Consider the following 20,490-nt stretch of genomic DNA (forward strand, 5'->3'; position numbering starts at 1 on the left):
GTTAGAAAGACTCTAGCTGCAAGAGTTTAATCTTTAGCAGCTAGAGTCTTTTTCTTAATCAAATATCATTTTACTTTAACCTATCCTTCAATATACCATTAAGAAACATGTTTGTATAATAGTTAGTTTTTATTCTGAGTTTTTCGTTCTCATCGGTTATATTATTATCGCGAAAGTAAAGCAATATATTGAACATTGATGTCACATAGATGTGAAAAATAAAATTTAGATCTACAGAGTCTATTAACTTACCAGAATTTTTAAGCTCTATGAGCTCTTCCAATACAATACTGTTCAAGTCCCTGCTATACTCGCCAAAATAAAACTTCATCATAACCTCAATTGGGACTTTATACCAAGTTCGGTTAAATGCTATTTCCTTTTCAGTACATATTTCTTCAATACTTATTGTTTCAGTGTCCATTAAGAAAAAGCCTGTTCTTTCTTTGTATTTAGCATAAATTTTTTTTTCAATATTACTTAATAAATATAAGTATAGCTCATCCTTATCATAAAAGTACTGATAAAAGCTTCCGATAGAAATTCCAGCCTTACTTGTAATATTTCTGATGTTTACATTTTCATAATCTTCTTCAATAAATATATTATATACAGCTTCAATGATTTTTTGCTTTTTACTTTCAGGTAAATTTAAAAACGTTTTTTTAGGCATAACTCCTCCTTAATATGATAGCAGTTTTCAACTCATATTTATAATTATAGCAAGTTTTGTAAAAAATTGAAATAAAAACTTTATAAATGAAGATTTAGCAATAAAATTGTTACAGAATTTTAAAATACTTGTTGACATATGAAATTAATTGCTGTAATATTATGATAATATCCAAAGTGAACATGTTCATAGTCGTACTTTAAAGCGATACTGTAAAAAATAGGGGGGAGTCGAGTGAGTAAATATTTAAGGAAGAGAATCTTTGCAGGATTAATAACTATTATTGTGGTTTTTGCAATTAATTTTATAATAATACATTTGGCACCTGGAGATCCTATAAAAACTCTTATGGGAAAAGAGACAGATGACCCAGCTCTAAGGGCTGCGCTAGAGGAAAAATATGGGCTAAATGATCCTTTGCACATACAATTTGTGAACTACTTAAAAACTGCTGCAAGTGGTGATTTAGGAACATCTATTATCTATAACAGACCTGTTACACAAATGATAGCTGAAAAGCTTCCTGCAACAATTTTACTAGTACTGACCTCTGCTGTTTTATCTGTTGTGATTGGGACATTAATGGGGATTGTTGCTGCAAGAAAGGAAGGGACATTTATTGATGTAATTTTTTCAGGGTTTTCATATATATTAAATTCTATGCCTTCATTTTGGCTAGGATTGATGTTCATAATATTATTTTCATCTGTTTTAAAAATGCTTCCTACTTATGGGATGACAGATGCAAGGGCTTCTTACAAAGGATTTGCTTACATAATAGATGTAATAAAGCATATGATATTGCCAGTAGGTACTTTAGTATTGATACAGATCCCTCTTTATTATAGGATTGCTAAATCTTCTGTACTACAGGTTACTAACGAGGATTTTATCCTCACATTTAGAGCTACAGGAATGAGTGAGAAAAAGATATTCAATAAATATATTTTTAGAAATGCAATTCTACCAACTGTTACAGTGTTTGGTATATCCTTAGCTTATTTGGTTACTGGAGTAGCTCTTATAGAAACTGTATTTGCTTGGCCGGGAACTGGCAGGCTTGTACTTACAGCAATCAACCAAAGAGACTATCCAACTCTGATGGGAATATATCTCGTAATGTCTATTTCAATTGCAGTTGTAATGATATTAGTAGATATTGTGTATGCAATATTAGATCCAAGGATTAGATATTAAGGGGGGTTAAGAATGGATTTTAAAAACATTAAAAGGTTTAAAAATATTATTTTTGGTGACAAGCAGCTTTTGGCAGGTACTGTGGGTATTTTTTTTCTCCTAATTGTCGTAATTTTCGCAAAAAACATTACACCAATTGACCCATATTATTTTGGCCCGGATATTTTGAATGAAGTAGGAGAGAATGGACATGTTCTCGGAACTAATAAAATGGGACAAGATGTATTCAGTATGATTGTTTATGGGACACAAACCTCTCTTAAAGTAGCTGTTATATCTGCATTGATTTCAGCCATACTAGGAATTATTATTGGAGGAATTGCTGGATTCTTCGGTGGAGCAGTAGACAGAATTATTTCTGAGGTAATCAATACATTTATGATGCTTCCTACATTTTTTTTAATACTGCTCATTATCGCACTATTTGGAAATAGCATTTACAATGTAATGATTGTAATAGGGCTTACGACTTGGCCAAGTAATGCTAAGCTCATGAGAGCACAGGCATTGTCCTTGAGAGAGAGAACCTTCGTAAAGGCTGCTACATCAATGGGTGAAAATAAAAGACAAATACTTTTTAAATATATTATTCCAAATGGCATATTCCCTGTCATAGCTAATACCACTGTAGGTATGTCAAACGCTATATTGACTGAAGCTGGATTAAGCTTTTTAGGGCTAGGAGATCCTAATATAATAAGCTGGGGTCAGATGATATATGACGGAAAGTCTTTTCTTACTAGTGCGTGGTGGATAGCAACATTTGCTGGGCTTGCTATTGTTATTACGGTAACTATTTTTTATCTGCTAGGAGATGGATTAAACCATGTTATGAATCCTAAGTATATGAACAAAAGAGGTGCATAGATAATGGATAATACAGTTTTGGATTTAAAAAACTTTAACGTTACTTATGTGAATAAGCATAAAAAAGTTTATGCAGTTAAGGATGTAGGCTTCAAAATCAACAAAGGGGATTCTCTAGGGCTTGTTGGAGAATCTGGCTCTGGTAAATCCACATTGGCTATGGCTTTACTTAGGCTATTGCCAGAGAAAAGCACTGAAATATCTGGAACTGCTAATTTCGGTGATAAAGATTTAACTAAGCTGTCAGAGGACCAGCTTAAGAAAATCAGGTGGAATGAGCTTTCAGTAGTTTTTCAAAAATCCATGAATTCATTATCTCCTGTTCATAGAATTGGAACTCAAGTAGAGGATATATACTGGGTTCATCACCCTAAGGCCAGCAAAAAAGAAATATTTGAAAGATTTTCTTATTTACTTGATCTGGTTAATCTATCGTCAAGGGTGTACAAGCTATATCCTCACGAGTTATCTGGAGGCATGCTTCAAAGAGTCTCCATAGCTATAAGTCTTATTAATAATCCTAAGCTACTTATTATGGATGAGGCTACTACAGCCCTAGATGTAGTTACCCAGGGACAGATATTAGATGAAGTGGCTAAGATGGAAAAAGAGCTTGATATGACTAGAATAATGATTACTCATGACATGTCTGTAGTTGCTACATCCTGTAATAAGATTGCAATTATGTATGCTGGTGAACTCATGGAGCTAGGATATGTCAAGAATGTTCTTAAAAAACCATTACACCCATACACTAAAGGACTTTTAGCCTCCTTCCCATCTCTAAAAGGGAAAAAGGGAAATCTAGAAGGTATAAAAGGCTTTTTACCAGATTTATCTCAAAAATATGATGGATGTGTTTTTGCTCCAAGATGTGAGCATGCAAAGGATATATGCAAAAATAGAAAGCCTATCAAATTGAATATGGGAGATGAAAGAGTCTTGGCGTGTCATCTGTATGGAGGTGAGCTGTAGATGGAAAACAATAGTGCATATATAAATATAGATAATGTATCCATGTGGTATCCAGTAAAGAGTGGATTGAGGCTAGGGTCTAAGGAAAAGCTATTTGCCAAGGCAGTAGACGGAGTATCCTTGCAGATGGAAAGAGGAGAGGTGCTTGGAGTAATAGGTGAGTCTGGATGTGGAAAATCCACTTTGGGAAGGATTCTTGCTAGACTTGAAGAGCCTACTAGTGGAGACGTATATATAGGTAATGAATCTACAGATAAGCTCATGAAAAATGATTCCAAGGGATTTAGACGCTTAGTTCAAATAGTATTTCAAAATCCATATGACTCATTTACTCCTAGAGACACTATTGAAGAAATTTTGATGAGGCCGCTAAAGCTTCATTCTATTGGTAAGTCAAAAGAGGATAAGAGAAGGATGTGCTTAGAAACACTTGAATTTGGAGGACTTCGTCCTGCAGAAGATATTATGAAGAGATATCCTCATGAGTTATCTGGAGGACAGCTGCAGAGAATTTCTATTTTACGAGCAATGCTAGTAGAGCCAAAGGTTGTAATAGCCGATGAGCCTGTATCTATGCTGGATGTGTCTGTTAGGGCTGAAATAATAAATATGCTTTTGAGACTGAGTAAGAAAAAAGATGCAGCTGTAATATTTATCAGCCATGATATTTCTCTAACTAGATATATTTCCAATAAGGTGGCTGTTATGTATTTAGGAAGAATTGTTGAATATGGAGATGCTGATACAGTTGTTAATGATCCTAAGCATCCATATACTCAAACATTAATATCAAATTGTGGCTCTATAGATCCAGACGAGATTATGGAGAAGATAAAAGTAGAGGGAGAGCCCCCTACACCTATTAATCCTGGACCAGGCTGTTATTTTGCTCCACGATGCTTTAAGGCTACTGATGAATGCTTTAAAAAATATCCGGCTACTCATGACCTTGGACAAGGTCGTAAGGTAGCTTGCAATAGATTATTTTAAATTGATAGGAGGGTCAATAATGAAAAGAAAACTTTTTTTAACAATAGCAATACTAGTAATAGCTGCTATTGTAGCGGTGGGATGTAGTTCAGGTGCATCAAATGGCTCCCAATCTGAGACAAATGGGGGAGGGGCAGAAAAAGTACTCATAGTAAGGGCTAGTGGAGACCCAATGTCTTTTAATCCTGATACCTTACCAGACGACAATGCTTACCCTATAGTACAAAACATATTCAATAGACTTGTTAAGCTAGATGCAAGTAAGCAAATAGTACCTGATTTGGCTACTGATTGGGATGTAAGTGAAGATGGGCTAGCAATTACTTTTAAATTAAGAGAGGATGCTCATTGGCATGATGGTGAGCCTGTAACAAGTGAAGACGTAAAATATACCTTTGATCAGATCAAGGCTAATGAAGCTTACTATATGAGCTCAAGATTACAAATAGTTGAATCTATTGAAACTCCAGATGAGTATACTGTTGTGTTTAATATGACTGCTCCAGATGTTTCATTTATTGCTGATTTAGGGTGGTATGCTACCTTCATATTGCCAGAGCATGTGTTTAATAATGGTCAAGCATGGGAAGACAATCCAGCAGCAATGGATCCAATAGGTTCCGGACCATTTAAATTGTCTGAGTTTAAGCAAGGGGAAAGTGTAACAATAGTTGCTAATCCAGATTATCATGAGGGTGCACCTAAGCTAGACAAGGTTATATTCTCTATTATTCCTGATGACGCTACTGCTGTACAAGCACTAACAAATGGAGATATTGATGTATTAGAAAACGTACCTGCGGCTAATGCAGATGAATTACTAGCTAATAAGAATATTAGAATGAAATTAAATGAATATCCATCTCCAATGAGAATTATACTCAATCTTAATAATGAAGCAGTACAGGATGTTAATGTGAGAAAAGCTATAGCTACAGCTATAAACAAGGAAGAAATATCTGAGAAGATATATAACGGAGTACAGAAGCCAGAATACAGCATGTATCCTTCATTGATTGAATGGGCAAGTAATACTGAAGAGACTTCACCTCACTTTAATATTGAGGAAGCTGAGAAGATACTGGAGGCTGCAGGATATGAGAAGGATGCTGATGGATACTATGTAAGAGGGCTTACAATAGATGTATTTGAAGGCTCTGGATATCCAGATGCTGCAAAGCTTATGGCAGCATCATTGGCTGAAGCTGGTATTGAGTTGACAGTTCAAGTTCACGAGTTCAATGCTTGGTTTGCTAAGGTTGGAGAGCAAAGAGACTTTATACTTGAGCTACAGGGTGGATTCATGGGACCTGACCCAGCAGCACTACAAAAACGTTTTGGTACTGGTGTAGGAAGCAACTATGGTGAATACAGCAATGCAGAGTTTGATTCACTATTAGCTGAAGCAGCTGCAACTGGAGATCAAGAAAAGAGAGCTGAGCTGTATAAAAAAGCTCAAGCAATAGTTGCTGAAGAACTTCCTTATATACCAATAGTTGCATTTGCAAGCTATGATGCTAACAATGCAAAATATATTAATTTACCAATAGATGGTACTGGAAAATGGGGCTGGGCTGAATACACATTTACTGATATAGCAGAATAATCATACTTACAAAATACAGCTAATTGAATGCTTTAAAATATTCAATTAGCTGTTATTAGGAGGGAAACATAATGAAAAAAATATATGAGAGTATAATAGACAAAATACCAAATTATAAAGAATTTCTAACTGTAGGAGAAATGGATGCTAGTAGCAAAAAACTAGCTGAAGAGTTTCCTGATATAGTAGACTTGTTTGAAATGGGAAGGACTAGAGATGATCATCCACTATATTGTCTTAAAATAGGGAAAGGCTCTAATAATGCTCTTATGTTTGGCTGTCCTCATCCTAATGAACCTATAGGAGCTATGCTTCTTGAATATTTTTCAAGAGAATTAGCAGAAAACAAGGAGTTGAGAGAAGAATTAGACTATACATGGTATATAGTAAAGTCATGGGATGCCGATGGAACAAAGCTCAATGAAAATTGGTTTAAGGGACCTTATACTTTATATAATTATGCTAGGAACTTTTTTAGACCAGCAGGACATCAACAGGTAGACTGGACTTTCCCAATAGATTATAAGAATCTGCATTTCCACGATACGATTCCTGAAACTAAGGCTATGATGGACTTGATAGATGATATAAAGCCAAAATTCATATATTCTCTTCACAACGCAGGTTTTGGCGGTGTTTATTGGTATATAAGCCGCGAAACTCCAGAAATATATGATGACATGAAAAATGCTGCTGAAAAGCAAGGTATTCCCCTAAATCTAGGAGAGCCAGAAGCACCATATTGTGTAGCATACGCTCCTGCTATTTATCAAGATCTAGGCATTCGCCAGGAATACGATTACCTAGAGAAATACGGAATTGAAAATCCTGGTGAGGTCATTAAGGCTGGAACATGTAGTGCAGATTATGCTAAGGAAAACCACGAAAGCTTTACGCTATTGACTGAGCTGCCATATTTCTATGACAAGAGAATAAACGATTTATCTACATCAGATATAACTAGAAAGGAAGCTGTTCTCAAAAGCTTAGAGTTTAGTGCGGAGGCTGACAAGTTTATTATATCTACTCTAAACAGCACTATTAAATATATGGAAGAAAGAAATCCTTTTAAGCTAGCTTTAGAGGCTTTTACTGGTAATAATGAGAGTAAAGAAGCTACTAAAAAAATGGTTAATGAAAATCCTGATTTTGCTAGGGCAGCAACAGTAGCTGAAAAATTTGATAATCTATTGATCTCAAAGTTTTATAAAACTCTTTCCTACGGCTTGCTAGTAAGAGCTAATGAGTCTGAGCTGTTAACTATGAAAGAAAATAATGAGGATAATCCTGAAAAGAAAAAGGCACTTGAAGAAGCATTTGCGCGTGCTGAAGAGAAGTTAAAAGAACTAAGTGAAGAGCTTGAAGAAAAAATCAACTATGAAGTAATATCTATAAAGAAACTTATAAGTATTCAGCTGGAATGCGGTTTGTTGATGGCAGATTACTTAAAGACGAACTAGGGAGGGTATCTTAATGATTCTTATAAAAGGAGGAATAGTTCACGACGGCAAAGGGAATGTATCAAATGACACGGATATTCTAGTAAAGGATGGCCGTATTATTGAGATTGGACATGGAATTGATGTTTTAGATTCAACCAAAGTATTTGATGCAAAAGATAAAGTAGTTTTCCCTGGATTTATAGATTCTCTCAATGTATGGGGAGCTAAGGGCCCTGGTTGGAAAGATGATGACTTAAGTGAGCTTTCAGACCCAGTCACTCCTCAGATGAATGTGGTTTACTCCTTTGATCAAGACAGCATGCTGTTTCAAAGAGTTTTTGAATATGGAGTAACTAGTGCTGGTATAATGCCTTCGACTTCCAATGTCTTGGGAGGATATGGAGCAGTTTTTAAGACCTATGGTAAACATCCTTATGAGATGCTAGTTAAAGAAAAGATTGGAATGGTAGCGTCTATTACATCTAGCACAAAAAAAACATATGGAAGTAGAAATGTTTGTCCGATGACTAAAATGGGAGCAATTGCTCTGTTAAAGGAAGCCATTATAAAGGCTATACAATATAAGAAGAATGAGAACAGAGAATATGATTCTAAGTCTGAAGCTTTGCAGGACATAATAAATGGCAAGGCACCTTTGCTTATTAACTGCAATACTAGGTCTGAAATGGATGCAGTTGAACTGGTGTTAAAGGATCTCCCTGTGAATATTGTTTTTACTGGAGCGTTCGGAGTGAATAATAAAATCGGAGAAATTTCTAAGAAAGAAATTAGTGTTATCTTAGGAGACTTGACAAATTCTTTAACTTCATTGAATAAATACGTAGATATTGAAAGTGTCAAAGATCTCATAAAATGTGGAGTAGATGTTGCAATCAGTTCTTGCGGAGATAATGTGGCGTCAGGGAAAGAGTCTTTATTATGGAATGCTATATTGTACCATAAGTATGGATTAGAATCTGAGGACGTGCTTAGGATGATTACTTCTGCTCCAGCTAAGCTTCTTGGAGTAGATAACAGAATAGGGTCTATAGAGGTTGGGAAGGATGCAGATATTGTTATTTGGACTGATAACCCCATAGAATCCTATTCAGCTAGAGTTGAAGCAACATTTATCAACGGAGAAAATATCCTAAACTCTAGGAGGGAAAATTCATGCTGGTCATAAAAAATGCAAAGATATTCACTTCAGCAGGTAGAGTTTTTGAAAAAGGAGATATCCTCATAGAAGATGGAAAAATTGTTGATGTGGGTGAAAATTTAAGTTGTAATCAAGGGGAAATTATTGATGCAAGCGAACTTGTAGTCATTCCAGGAATAGTTGATGCTCATAGCCATATCGGTGGTTTTGGAGCAGATATGAGTGATCAGGACCTTAATGAAATGACTAAAAACGCTACACCTGAAGTTGAAGCAATTTATTCCATAGATACTAAGTCGCCTATGTTTGAAAGAGTAATTCGAGCTGGAATTACTACATCTGCTATTGCTCCAGGAAGTGGAAATGTAGTAGGAGGACTTGTGTGTGCTGTCAAATCCTATGGAGAAAATATAGAGGACATGTGTATTAAAAATCCTATAGCCTTAAAAATGGCACTGGGAGGCAATCCTAAGGGAGTATATGGGAAACGAAATCAAATGCCAATGACTCGTATGGGAATTGCTCATGTGCTGAGAGATACTTTGATAAGAGGACAGGAGTACATGGCTAAGAAAGAAAAAGGTGAAGAGTCCTTTGACTTAGGAATGGAAAATGTATGTAGGGTACTAAGAAAAGAAATTCCTCTGAAGGTCCATTGTGAACAATTTGATATGCTGACAACTATTCGTATTGCTAAAGAATTTGACATAGATTTTACTTTAGATCATGCATGGGGTGCAAGTGATTATTACGATGATATTGCAGAATCAGGATGCAAGGGAGTAATTTACGGACCTATTGGAGTTCTACTTATGCCTGGAGAATGCGGCAAAATTGATATATATAGTCTTATTGAATTAGACAAAAGAGGCATCACATGTGCAATTATGACAGACGGACCAATATTAAATCCTGATGTAATTGTAGTACAGGCTGGTGAAGTAATACGTTTTGGAGGGGATATTGAGCGCGTTATCAATATGCTTACCATAAATCCAGCGAAAATAATTGGAATTGATGATAAGGTAGGCTCTATTGAAAAAGGAAAGGATGCTGATTTAGTTATTTTTAAAGGCATGCCTGCACTAGACACAAATGCTACAGTAGAGTATACCATAATCAATGGACAAGTTGTCTATAATAAAAGTAACCCTAAATAGCTGTTAACCCCATATAATACTATATATAAACCAGAGGATATCCCCCCGATCCATCCTCTGGTTTATTAATGATCAATGTCATGAAATATGAACAATTAGTTTTTATGACAAATTTTAATATAATTTTACAACTTTTTCACAACAATATGCAGTTTTGATGCAAATGAGTGGTATAATTATTATCTGTAGGGATTTTAAATTATCTTTTAATTTTCTATGAAGGGGTGTTTATTAAGTACAGATTTACGACGCAAGTAGTATCGATTAATATTTTAATTTAAAACGTTACAATAAGCGGGGGGAAATAAATGAATTTCAAAAAAGCACTATATATTTTTTTATTAATTGCTCCAATATTTATTATTTTACAGATTTTTCGTGGAGATTCTTTTTTAATAGGAGACATTTTTGGGACAAATAATGTTATCGTAATAGATCCCGGGCATGGTGGACATGATCCTGGAACAATTGGTATTAACAATACCTATGAAAAAGATATAAACTTGGAGATATCTAAAAAACTATACGAAAGATTAAAGTCAATGGATTACAAAGTAATTTTAACAAGAGATACAGATGAATACATTCACAATATGGAAAGAATAGAATTGGCAAATAAGAAAAAGGCTAAAATATTTATTAGTATTCATTGTAATGCCCTAGACAATGATAATAAGACTAATGGGGTGCAAGTGCTATACTATCCTAATGAGAAAAGTGATAGTGCTGACAATGATCAAGATAATGAGTCATTAGCTCAAATGATGCTAGATGATATACTAGCAAATACCGGAGCAGTTAATAAAGGAATAGTAGAAAGACCTGATTTAATAGTTCTAAATCAGGCTAATGTACCTGCATTATTAATTGAAAGTGGGTTTCTATCTAGTAAAAAGGAATCAGCTCTACTGATAACAGATGAATATCAGAATAAGATAGTGAATGGTATAGTAGATGGGTTAGACAAGTATCTTACTGTGAGTGAATAGAATTTTTAAAAAGTATGTTGACAAGTTCATAAGAATAGATTAAAATAATATAAAATTTAACTTTACTATACTAAAGCATTGAATAAGGATAGTAGGTATACTTGTAGAGTATAGAGAGTCTAGGGTGGTGGAATCTAGATGTCAAGAGTGTACTGAATGGACTTATGAGTGGAAGCTGAATTTAAGTAGGCGACACGGGTTTCTCCCGTTACAGAGATAGGGTATCGGATTAAGTTTCCTGTATCTGAAAAAGTGGATTATAATAAGTTTTTTTCTTATATAATCAATTGAGGTGGTACCACGGTTAAGATCGTCCTCTATATGTGCTGAGCACATGTAGAGGATTTTTTATTTTCTATAAAAAAGGGTTTTAAAAAATAAGGAGGGGTTTGTATGCTTAATAACAGTGGTTTCTTTGGTGAGTTTGGTGGTTCTTTTGTGCCTGAATCATTAAATAAGGTGTTAGCCGAGGTGGAGAAAAGTTTCTTCAAGTACATTGAGGATGAAGATTTCTTAAAGGAGCTTTCTTACTATCAAAAACAATATATTGGGAGAGAGAATCCACTATATTTTGCTGAAAGACTTACAGAAAAATTAGGCGGTGCTAAAGTTTATCTTAAAAGAGAAGACTTGAATCATACAGGTGCACATAAAATTAATAACGCTATTGGGCAAGCTCTTTTGGCTAAAAGAATGGAGAAAAAACGCATTATTGCTGAGACTGGTGCTGGGCAACATGGTGTTGCTACAGCTACTGCCTGTGCTTTGTTTGGGCTAGACTGCACAATCTATATGGGAGCAGTAGATATGAAGCGACAGGCACTCAATGTATTTAGAATGGAGCTTTTAGGAGCAAGGGTTGTTCCTGTTACACAAGGAACTGCTACTTTAAAAGATGCTGTTGATGTGGCTTTAGATGACTTTGTAAGTAATGCAGACGACACTTTTTATCTCCTAGGCTCAGCTGTTGGTCCTCATCCGTATCCTATTATGGTAAGGTCCTTTCAAAGTATTATCGGCCAAGAGGCTAGAGAACAAATACTGAAACAGGAAGGGAAACTACCAGATTATTTGATTGCTTGTGTTGGTGGAGGCAGCAATGCTATTGGTCTTTTCCATCCATTTGTAAAGGATGAAGAGGTGAAAATTATCGGTGTGGAGCCTGCAGGGAAAGGACTTGATACCACTGAGCATGCAGCCTCAATCTCTAAAGGAACTGTGGGAATTATACATGGCTTTAAGTGCTATACAATTCAGAATGAAAATGGAGAACCTCTACCTGTCCATTCAGTTGCAGCAGGGCTTGACTATCCAGGGGTGGGGCCAGAGCATTGTCATTATAAAGATAGCGGTAGAGCTCAATATGTAGGAATTACTGATGATGAAGCTTTATCTGCCTTTATGACACTTTGTAAAGCAGAAGGAATCATACCTGCTATTGAAAGTTCACATGCTGTAGCTTATGCAATGAAGCTCGCAAAGAATTTAAATGAAGATCAAATCATTATTGTTAATCTTTCGGGCAGAGGGGATAAGGATGTGACACAAGTCATGGATATGGTTAAAAGATTTGAATTAAAATAACTTTATGAATGATTTATTATTCATCTCTATTACTTCATTTAGGAAAAATATTAAGGGACTCAACAGCTGAAAAGTGCTAAGAGTCCCTTAATAAGTTATTTGTATTGTGCCATTTTGTTTTTTATATCCAGCATTTTATAGTCAAGGTGAGTAATGACATCAGCACATTCTTTTAGTTGGTCAGTTATACCTTCTGGAACGAATTTATTGAATTTGTAAAATATCTTATGTTCAAGACTTGCCCAAAAATCCATAGCGATAGTTCGAATTTGAATCTCCACCTTAACAGGGATTGTCCTATCAGATAAGAATACTGGAATTTCCACAATGAGATGTAAGCTTTGATAGCCATTAGGTTTTGGTTTTTTGATATAATCCTTTATCTCAATAATCTTAACATCACTTTGTTTTTCTATTAATTCATATATAGTATAAATATCAGATGTAAAGGAGCAAATAATCCTAATTCCAGCAATATCATGGATATATTTCTTTGCATTTTCAAAGGTCACTTCATGCCCCTTCCTCTTTAGCTTGGCTATAATACTATCAGTGGATTTTACACGGGACTTAATGTGTTCAATAGGGTTATGAGAATGAATAAACTGAAATTCTTCATTCAATATGTTCAGTTTAGTGTTTACCTCTCTTAATGCAAATCTATAGATTAATATTAGATTGTTCCATTCAACTACGTCTCTTGGCATTTCCATTGGTTCCAAAATATGATCACTCCTGTTTTAACTTCAAATTGAAAAACGATATATTTATTATATCATAGAGAAATGGCGCTAAGCCCTTAATTTTTCTTAACTTTTACTTAATTTATTAGTTTATTTAAAAGATAAAGAAGAATATCTCTAAATCCTAGGATTTCTTTATTAAATTAACTACAGACCTGTAAGCGAATTTTTTCTACTTCCACAATTATATGCTGCTAATTTTAAATGTTTTGAATAAATGATTTATATTTGAAAATAATACAATTAATTAGTAAAGAAAGGTTGTGGTTTTTTGAGAATTCCTAATCACATGGGTATTATTCCCGATGGTAATAGACGTTGGGCACAAAATAAAGGATTTGAAAAGCAAGATGGATATGAATATGGGTTATCACCAGGACTTGAAGTATTAAAGCTAGCCAAGGAATATGGCATTGAAGAAATTACATATTATGGATTTACAACAGATAACTGCAAGAGACCTAGAAAACAGATAGATGCATTTGTGAAGTCATGTGTTGATGCTGTAAAATTAATAGCAAAAGAAGATGTGTCGTTACTTGTGATGGGGAACACAAAATCAACTGTTTTCCCTAAGGAATTGTTAAAATATACTGAAAGAACAAACATAGGTAAAGGTGGAACAAAGGTTAATTTTTTAGTGAATTATGGTTGGGACTGGGATATATCAAACCTCGACTGTAAAAGCAGAGGTAGGAAAATTGTGATGGATGGATTGCGTTCTAAGGATATTTCACGTATTGACCTTATTTTAAGATGGGGAGGAAGAAAAAGACTTTCTGGTTTTCTCCCTATACAATCTGTTTATTCAGATATATATACTATAGATGATATGTGGCCAGATTTTAAACGAGAGCAATTCCATGAAGCTATAAGATGGTACAATGAACAAGACGTTACATTAGGAGGATAAAATCAGATAGCATAGATAGTGCCAGGCATTTAACATATTAACTTATCTAAAAGAAAAAGAGAATTAGCATAAACTCTTTGAAAGCTGTGATTATTTGAAAATGTTAAAGCATATATATAATTTAGGAAAGGAAAAAATTTTAATCCTATGAAGAGGTCTTTCATAAAAATAAACAATATATCAATTTCAGTTTACTCAATCTAGAAGATAAAATAATTAAGAATTAATAGACGCATTTTAACATTAAAAAATTGCCGTTGCTTATGATTGGTAATATCATAAGTAACGGCAGTGTTTTTAAGATATGTTTTTTCAGATTAAGAAATATTACTTTGTTCTCCGTTCTGTGTCTTTCCTATATCAGATACTCTCCGCAATCTCTTTTAAGATATTACATGCTTCAGCATCAAGCTTTTTTGCTGATATTATGAGATTAACAATTTCTTTTCTTATTAAAGGATCAGCTAAGTTTCTTGCCTGTTCTTCTCCCAACTGCCAGCCCTTCAAATGTTCTCTCATTTTATTAACTAATTTAAATTCTTCCTTAAAGCAATTTGAGGCTTTTATACATTTATCTTCTATATTTTTGTGCTGATTACCTACCCATTCCATAAAGCAACCTGCATAGGCTCTGCCTTCTCCAATCATAACCATGGCATCACCTTGACACATTAATCTTTCGAATAGCATAGGCATTACAGCATGCTTAGGAAATTGACTTTCATCTGATAATGCTGCTGCCCATTGGTCATAGGCAGCTTGACCTCCTGCATAATCTCCGATACGTTCTTTTGTCATTATATTTACTGCATTTAAAATAATATCTTTAATACATGGTTGCTTTTCCATCTCTTCGCCTATTGCTATAACCCCAACGGTATCTGGATTTTCCCACCAACTTCTAGAGATGAAATATCCAGATTCATCTAACTCAGTATCCTTTGCAAACTCAGGATTGTTTTGAAAAAAATTCCATCCCAAAAGAGTTTGACCATTATCTCTATAGCCTGTAATGATACAGGCTTCTGGAGGACCTATTATACCAAGACCAATCACAGGTCGTCCTTCATCTATTTCAGATTTTATAAAATCTACAAATTCATTTTTTGTTGTATTTTTATTTCTTTGAAGAATTTCATATGAGCGTCCTGATGCCTTGAAGGAACGTTCAAAGGCCTCTAATGGATTTTCATAAATACACATTATATCTACATTTCCTCCATCCCAGTATTTTGTATTCCACCTAAGGCGAAATGATGCGCCTGAAGCAGCCATGAGGTAGGAGTAGCTTATATCCTGACCAATATAATTAAGACATGCTCTAAGAGATGAAGGAAATGGCGTACATTCCTCATAACAATATTCTACCTTTGGCACCCCATAAAGAATGCAACTGTCATGTGATTTTTTTATATCTTTCATATTTTTCATTACCTCCCAAAAGTCAGGTGAGCTTTGCTGTGTATTATCTTCCTTAATAATACCCGGTCCGTAAATCCCAGCTGCAAGTTTAATTCTACCCACTGCAAGACGTTCCATTCTAAATTTGCTTGGAGTCATAGAAGTAAATCTTTTAAATGCCCGCGTAAATGTATCATAGCTATCGAAACCATAATCATTAGCTATATCAAGTATTTTTCTTTCGCTATGTACTATATCAAAGGCAGCATTACATATTCTTCTATAAAGAATATATTTAGCAAGGGAAATTTTAGTATGATTCTTAAATACATCCCTAATATGTGCAATGGAGAATCCGGTCATCGTTTCTATTTCATCATAGTTTATATCCGATGATAGTCTTCTTTCAACATAGGCTACTACTGATACTATAAAGTTAAAATAATCCACATTATCACCCTTTTTAATCATCTTTCTTCCGGAAGTAATTTCATTATATAATATTTTACAAGCATCCTCTCGACTTTTTTGAGGAAAAATGTTACTTTTTCTTCCTTTAAAAGAAAACCTCTAATCGATAAATAATAAATATAATAAATACGGTGATAGGCAATGATTAGTGCCTGTTAATTAACTTTATTTAAATTTTAACTTATTGAAAAAAGAGAGAATTAGCTACTCGCTATGAATAATCTCTTTTAAAAAAATTTTTACAAATAGAGGAATTAATGTTTTTGTGTATAAATATATTATAGAAGTATTTCGTGGCACAAAATATTATCCAAATTGATTGGGGGTTAAACGTATGGAAAGCATTAAATTAGATGATTTTACTAGATTTAAATTTTTATCATCCATAAGATATTCACCTAATGGGAGATATGCCTGTTTTTCAGTACATCGTATGGATGTTGAAGAGAACGAGTATCTGTCAAATCTATGGGTTTATGATATAGCTGAAGATAAATATTTTCAACTTACGTCTCTAGATCATGAAAGTAATTTTTTATGGATGGGAGATAGTGAACATATAATATTTTCTACAGTAAGAAATCCAAAAGACAAAAAGAAAAAAGAAGAAGGAGAAGAATTTACTCAATACTACAAAATAAGTATAAATGGCGGGGAAGCTACTCCATATTTCAGAGTACCGTTAAATGTAGGTGCTGTAAAGCTGGTTAACGATGAACTACTTGTATTCAAGTCTTCATATAACATCTATAACAAAGATCTAAACGAGCTTAGTGAAGAAGAAAAGAATGATGAGCTTAAAAGAAGGAAGGAAGAAAAGGACTATGAGGTTATTGATGAAATACCATTTTGGGGTAATGGACAAGGGTTTACGAATAAGATAAGAGATAGGCTTTACATATACGATATTTCAAAGAATCAGCTTCAAGCTATAACAGATAAATACATGGACGTAGAAGAATTTAATATAAGCCCTTACAATAAAAAAATAGTTTTTACTGCATCTGAATATAGTAATAAGATGGAGATTAAAAATAGTGTATATATTTATGATGTTGATAAGGATAAAGTTGAAAGAATCACTCCTGACGAAGTATTTAATTATGGATATGTTGAATATATAAACGATGATACTCTTATTGCAATGACTTCAGATATGAAAAACTATGGAATCAATGAAAATAGCAAGTTCTATATTATAGATTTAAATGCTAGAGAAAGAAAATGTATAACTCCTGATTTTACTACGAGTACTTGGAATTCAGTAGGATCTGATTGCAGATATGGAGGCTCTCAGAATCAAAAAGTTGATGATAACTACCTATACTTTATTACTACTGAAGGATCAAGTTCATATATTAATAGGATAGACATTAATGGCAATATAGAAAAGATTACTACAAAAGGTGGAGCCGTTGATGGATTTGATGTATTTTCAGGTAATATAATATTAATTGGCTTAAGGGACATGAAGCTTCAAGAGATATATAGATTTGCAGATAATGATGAAATACAAGTAACAGAATTTAATGGATGGGTACAAAAGAATAGAAAGATTGCTGATATTGAGCACCTAACAGTCGAAACCGCTCCAGGAGTACTTGTAGATGGATGGGTTATGAAACCTGTAGATTATGTGAAAGGTAAGAAATATCCTGCTATTTTAGATATACACGGAGGACCTAAAACTGTATATGGTGAAGTGTTTTTTCATGAAATGCAATATTGGGCTAATGAAGGATATGTAGTATTTTTCTGCAATCCAAGGGGCAGTGATGGTAAAGGAAATGATTACTCAGATATAAGGGGCAAATATGGTACTATTGATTACGAAGACATCATGAAATTTACTGATGCAGTTTTAGAGAAATATTCATTTATAGATGCTGATAGGGTTGGAGTTACAGGCGGTTCTTATGGAGGCTTTATGACTAACTGGATTATAGGACATACAGATAGATTTAAGGCAGCTGTATCACAGAGAAGTATATCAAACTGGATATCTAAGTTTTGCACAACAGACATTGGCTACTATTTTGTTGATGACCAAAATGGTGGAACTCCTTGGGAAAATCATGATAAGCTTTGGTGGCACTCACCTCTTAAATATGCAGATAAGGTGAAAACTCCTACACTTTTCATACATTCAGAAGAGGACTACAGATGTTGGCTTCCAGAAGGTATTCAAATGTTTACAGCATTGAAATATTACGGTGTTGAAGCAAGGATGTGTATATTTAAAGGCGAAAACCATGAATTAAGCAGAAGTGGCAAACCAAAGCATAGAATGAGAAGATTAAAAGAAATCACAGATTGGTTTGATAAATACTTGAAATAAAATAAAATGTGCCTATATCTTATTGTACATGGCACTTAACTTATTTTTCGCTTAATTTAATTAAATATGAAATAAATAAGAGGCTAGCATAGTATTCTACTTTGCTAGTTTTTTGTTTGCATAAAATAAATCTTAAAATTAGATTCATAAAAAAGTCAAAGGAATAAATATAAATGCACCCGCATAAATATATTATTAAATTGGTACATACAACATGACATTTATACAAACTTATCATACCTTTTAAAAATCAACTAGCAAGGAGGTGAACTTTTAGTTACCAAGCTTAGTATTTATTAAAGGGGGTCAAATTGTGGAAGAGTATGGATTATTAATACCACTAATACTCGGAATATGGGCATATGTTTCTATAATTGCTCAGCTGACAGGTTTATGGTGGGCAGAAGCATTAATTAGCGGTGCTCTTACAGGTCTTATTGTTGGTGATGTTAATTTAGGATTACAAATTGGTGCTACTTTAACACTTATGTCTTTAGGTATGTGGACATATGGTGGAGCTACGATGCCAGATTTCAATACAGGAGCTATTATAGGAACAGCTATAGGGGCTCTAGGATCCGGTTTAGAAGGCGGTTTGGCTATAGCTATTCCAACTTCTATTCTAATGACGCAGCTAGATGTTCTAGCTCGTGCAACAACTACTGTATTTATTCACGGCGCAGATAAACACTTGGAAACTGGAAACATAGAAGGAATCACAAAAATGCACTTATTAGGTCAAATACCTTGGGGATTAAGCCGTGGAATACCAGTATTTTTAGCAGTTTGGCTAGGTGCTGGACCTATTCAAAAAGTCATAGAATGGTTCCCCCAATGGTTTATGGGTGGTATGCAATTAGCAGGTAAAATGTTACCAGCTCTTGGATTTGCACTATTGCTTAATCAAATAAATGTTAAAAAATACTGGCCATTCTTGTTAGTAGGCTTTGCATTATTCGCATATATAAATGTACCTATTATGGGTATTGCTATGCTAGGCCTTGCAATTGCCATTGTTTATATGCGTTTAGAAGGGAGGTCTTCTAATGCCTAATAAAGAAGTGGAAAAAGCAGCAAAAACCAAGCTAGATAAAGCTACATTAAAGAAGGCTATGTGGAGAGATATCATAACACTTCAATGGTCTTGGAACTATGAAAGAATGCAGGCTCTAGGATTCTTGTGGGCTATTTTACCGGTACTTCAAAAAGTATACAAAAAAGGCGATAACTTAAAAGAAGCTATGAAAAGACATCTTCAATTCTATAATACTAACCCAGTAGCTTCTCCACTGATTCTTGGCGCAGCTATTGCACTAGAAGAAGATAATGCGGGTAAAGCTGCAAGTAGTATAAAGGTAGGATTAATGGGTCCGTTGGCAGGTATAGGAGATACTATTCAAGCAGTGTTGTTTAGACCTATTATAGCAGTAATTGCCGCTTCTTTAGCAATGAGCGGAAGTATGACTGGACCATTACTAATTTTCCTAGCAGGAATTCTATGGATGGCAATAAAAGTTCCTTTATTCTGGCTAGGCTATAACAAAAGTACAGGGTTGATTAGTGAAGTTGCTGGAGATGGTCTATTTGACAAGGTAACTAATACAGCTACTATTGCTGGATTAGTTGTTATAGGAGGCTTTATACCGAGCATACTAAAAAGGCTGACAACTCCATTACAGTTTGCAAGAACTGTGACTATAGAAGGAGAAGCAGTTGAAAAGGTTATAAAAGTTCAGGATGTATTAGATGGTATAGTACCGTTCCTAATACCAGTATTAATTGTTGGATTAGGTTATTACCTAATAAAACATAAAATGTCACCTATTAAAGTATTATTAATACTAGTAGCTTTATCATTCATTACTAACATACTTGGAATATTATAAAAATCTGAATTAATGTTGTGACTAAAGAAAATAGTCTCCTTTTACAGGAAAGTCTATCTTTAAGAGGAGACTATTTATTTTTAAACAATAAGCCAA

The 20,490-nt window shown here is 34.3% G+C and carries 17 protein-coding genes and 1 other annotated feature; of the genes, 14 read left to right on the top strand and 3 right to left on the bottom strand.

All coding sequences use genetic code 11. The annotated features are described in order from the left end of the window. Nucleotides 1-70: 70 nt before the first annotated feature. Nucleotides 71-673, bottom strand: coding sequence for a TetR/AcrR family transcriptional regulator (locus tag HNR33_RS07045; RefSeq protein WP_429081658.1), 603 nt, complete (start codon nt 671-673; stop codon nt 71-73). Nucleotides 674-907: 234 nt separating this feature from the next. On the opposite strand from HNR33_RS07045, the gene HNR33_RS07050 reads away from it, so the two are divergent. The 10 genes from HNR33_RS07050 (at nt 908) to trpB (ending at nt 12,642) form a co-directional block, all read left to right on the top strand. Next, a complete protein-coding gene (locus HNR33_RS07050; protein WP_429081661.1) occupies nt 908-1,870 on the top strand; it encodes an ABC transporter permease in 963 nt (320 codons plus the stop codon). 12 nt (nt 1,871-1,882) lie between these two features. Next, on the top strand, nt 1,883-2,737 hold the full coding sequence (locus HNR33_RS07055; RefSeq protein WP_429081663.1) for an ABC transporter permease: 855 nt from the start codon (nt 1,883-1,885) through the stop codon (nt 2,735-2,737). Nucleotides 2,738-2,740: 3 nt separating this feature from the next. Further along, nucleotides 2,741-3,712, top strand: a complete 972-nt coding sequence (locus tag HNR33_RS07060; protein ID WP_429081665.1) for an ABC transporter ATP-binding protein — start codon at nt 2,741-2,743, stop codon at nt 3,710-3,712. Further along, on the top strand, nt 3,713-4,702 hold the full coding sequence (locus HNR33_RS07065; RefSeq protein ID WP_429081667.1) for an oligopeptide/dipeptide ABC transporter ATP-binding protein: 990 nt from the start codon (nt 3,713-3,715) through the stop codon (nt 4,700-4,702). Between the two features lie 19 nt (nt 4,703-4,721). Then, entirely contained in the window at nt 4,722-6,308 is a 1,587-nt protein-coding gene (locus HNR33_RS07070) for an ABC transporter substrate-binding protein (protein ID WP_429081670.1), read from the top strand. 71 nt (nt 6,309-6,379) lie between these two features. After that, on the top strand, nt 6,380-7,768 hold the full coding sequence (locus HNR33_RS07075) for a M14 family zinc carboxypeptidase (protein WP_429081672.1): 1,389 nt from the start codon (nt 6,380-6,382) through the stop codon (nt 7,766-7,768). A gap of 13 nt (nt 7,769-7,781) precedes the next feature. Next, nucleotides 7,782-8,936 carry an amidohydrolase family protein gene (locus HNR33_RS07080; protein WP_429081674.1) on the top strand — a complete coding sequence of 385 codons (1,155 nt, stop codon included), beginning with the start codon at nt 7,782-7,784 and terminating at the stop codon, nt 8,934-8,936. Further along, nucleotides 8,924-10,069 carry an amidohydrolase family protein gene (locus HNR33_RS07085; RefSeq protein WP_429081676.1) on the top strand — a complete coding sequence of 382 codons (1,146 nt, stop codon included), beginning with the start codon at nt 8,924-8,926 and terminating at the stop codon, nt 10,067-10,069. The genes HNR33_RS07080 and HNR33_RS07085 overlap by 13 nt, the downstream gene beginning before the upstream one ends. A gap of 308 nt (nt 10,070-10,377) precedes the next feature. Beyond that, on the top strand, nt 10,378-11,058 hold the full coding sequence (locus tag HNR33_RS07090; protein WP_429081679.1) for an N-acetylmuramoyl-L-alanine amidase family protein: 681 nt from the start codon (nt 10,378-10,380) through the stop codon (nt 11,056-11,058). A 69-nt stretch (nt 11,059-11,127) separates the two neighbouring features. Next, nucleotides 11,128-11,379 (top strand) — a binding site (T-box leader). A 72-nt stretch (nt 11,380-11,451) separates the two neighbouring features. Beyond that, the gene (gene trpB, locus HNR33_RS07095; RefSeq protein WP_429081681.1) at nt 11,452-12,642 is read left to right on the top strand and encodes a tryptophan synthase subunit beta; all 1,191 of its coding nucleotides are present in this window, start codon (nt 11,452-11,454) and stop codon (nt 12,640-12,642) included. 95 nt (nt 12,643-12,737) lie between these two features. Here the strand turns inward: trpB and HNR33_RS07100 are convergent, their stop codons facing one another. Beyond that, nucleotides 12,738-13,355 (bottom strand): GTP pyrophosphokinase, encoded by a 618-nt coding sequence (locus tag HNR33_RS07100; RefSeq protein WP_429081901.1) that lies wholly within the window; start codon nt 13,353-13,355, stop codon nt 12,738-12,740. Between the two features lie 319 nt (nt 13,356-13,674). Here HNR33_RS07100 and HNR33_RS07105 point away from each other — a divergent pair, with 319 nt between their 5' ends. Beyond that, on the top strand, nt 13,675-14,298 hold the full coding sequence (locus tag HNR33_RS07105) for an undecaprenyl diphosphate synthase family protein (protein WP_429081683.1): 624 nt from the start codon (nt 13,675-13,677) through the stop codon (nt 14,296-14,298). Between the two features lie 360 nt (nt 14,299-14,658). On the opposite strand, the gene HNR33_RS07110 is transcribed toward HNR33_RS07105, so the two are convergent. Then, nucleotides 14,659-16,149: a helix-turn-helix domain-containing protein gene (locus tag HNR33_RS07110; RefSeq protein WP_429081686.1), complete on the bottom strand. Its 1,491-nt coding sequence runs from the start codon at nt 16,147-16,149 to the stop codon at nt 14,659-14,661. Nucleotides 16,150-16,504: 355 nt separating this feature from the next. Between HNR33_RS07110 and HNR33_RS07115 the strand changes: the two genes are divergently transcribed. From HNR33_RS07115 to HNR33_RS07125, 3 genes are all read left to right on the top strand, one after another. Next, nucleotides 16,505-18,508, top strand: a complete 2,004-nt coding sequence (locus HNR33_RS07115) for a S9 family peptidase (RefSeq protein ID WP_429081689.1) — start codon at nt 16,505-16,507, stop codon at nt 18,506-18,508. A 313-nt stretch (nt 18,509-18,821) separates the two neighbouring features. Then, on the top strand, nt 18,822-19,562 hold the full coding sequence (locus HNR33_RS07120) for a PTS mannose/fructose/sorbose/N-acetylgalactosamine transporter subunit IIC (RefSeq protein WP_429081691.1): 741 nt from the start codon (nt 18,822-18,824) through the stop codon (nt 19,560-19,562). Next, on the top strand, nt 19,555-20,394 hold the full coding sequence (locus tag HNR33_RS07125; RefSeq protein WP_429081693.1) for a PTS system mannose/fructose/sorbose family transporter subunit IID: 840 nt from the start codon (nt 19,555-19,557) through the stop codon (nt 20,392-20,394). The genes HNR33_RS07120 and HNR33_RS07125 overlap by 8 nt, the downstream gene beginning before the upstream one ends. Nucleotides 20,395-20,490: the final 96 nt, after the last annotated feature.

Origin of the sequence: Brassicibacter mesophilus (assembly GCF_050433385.1) — a bacterium.
GTDB classification, from domain to species: domain Bacteria; phylum Bacillota; class Clostridia; order Tissierellales; family Proteiniboraceae; genus Brassicibacter; species Brassicibacter mesophilus.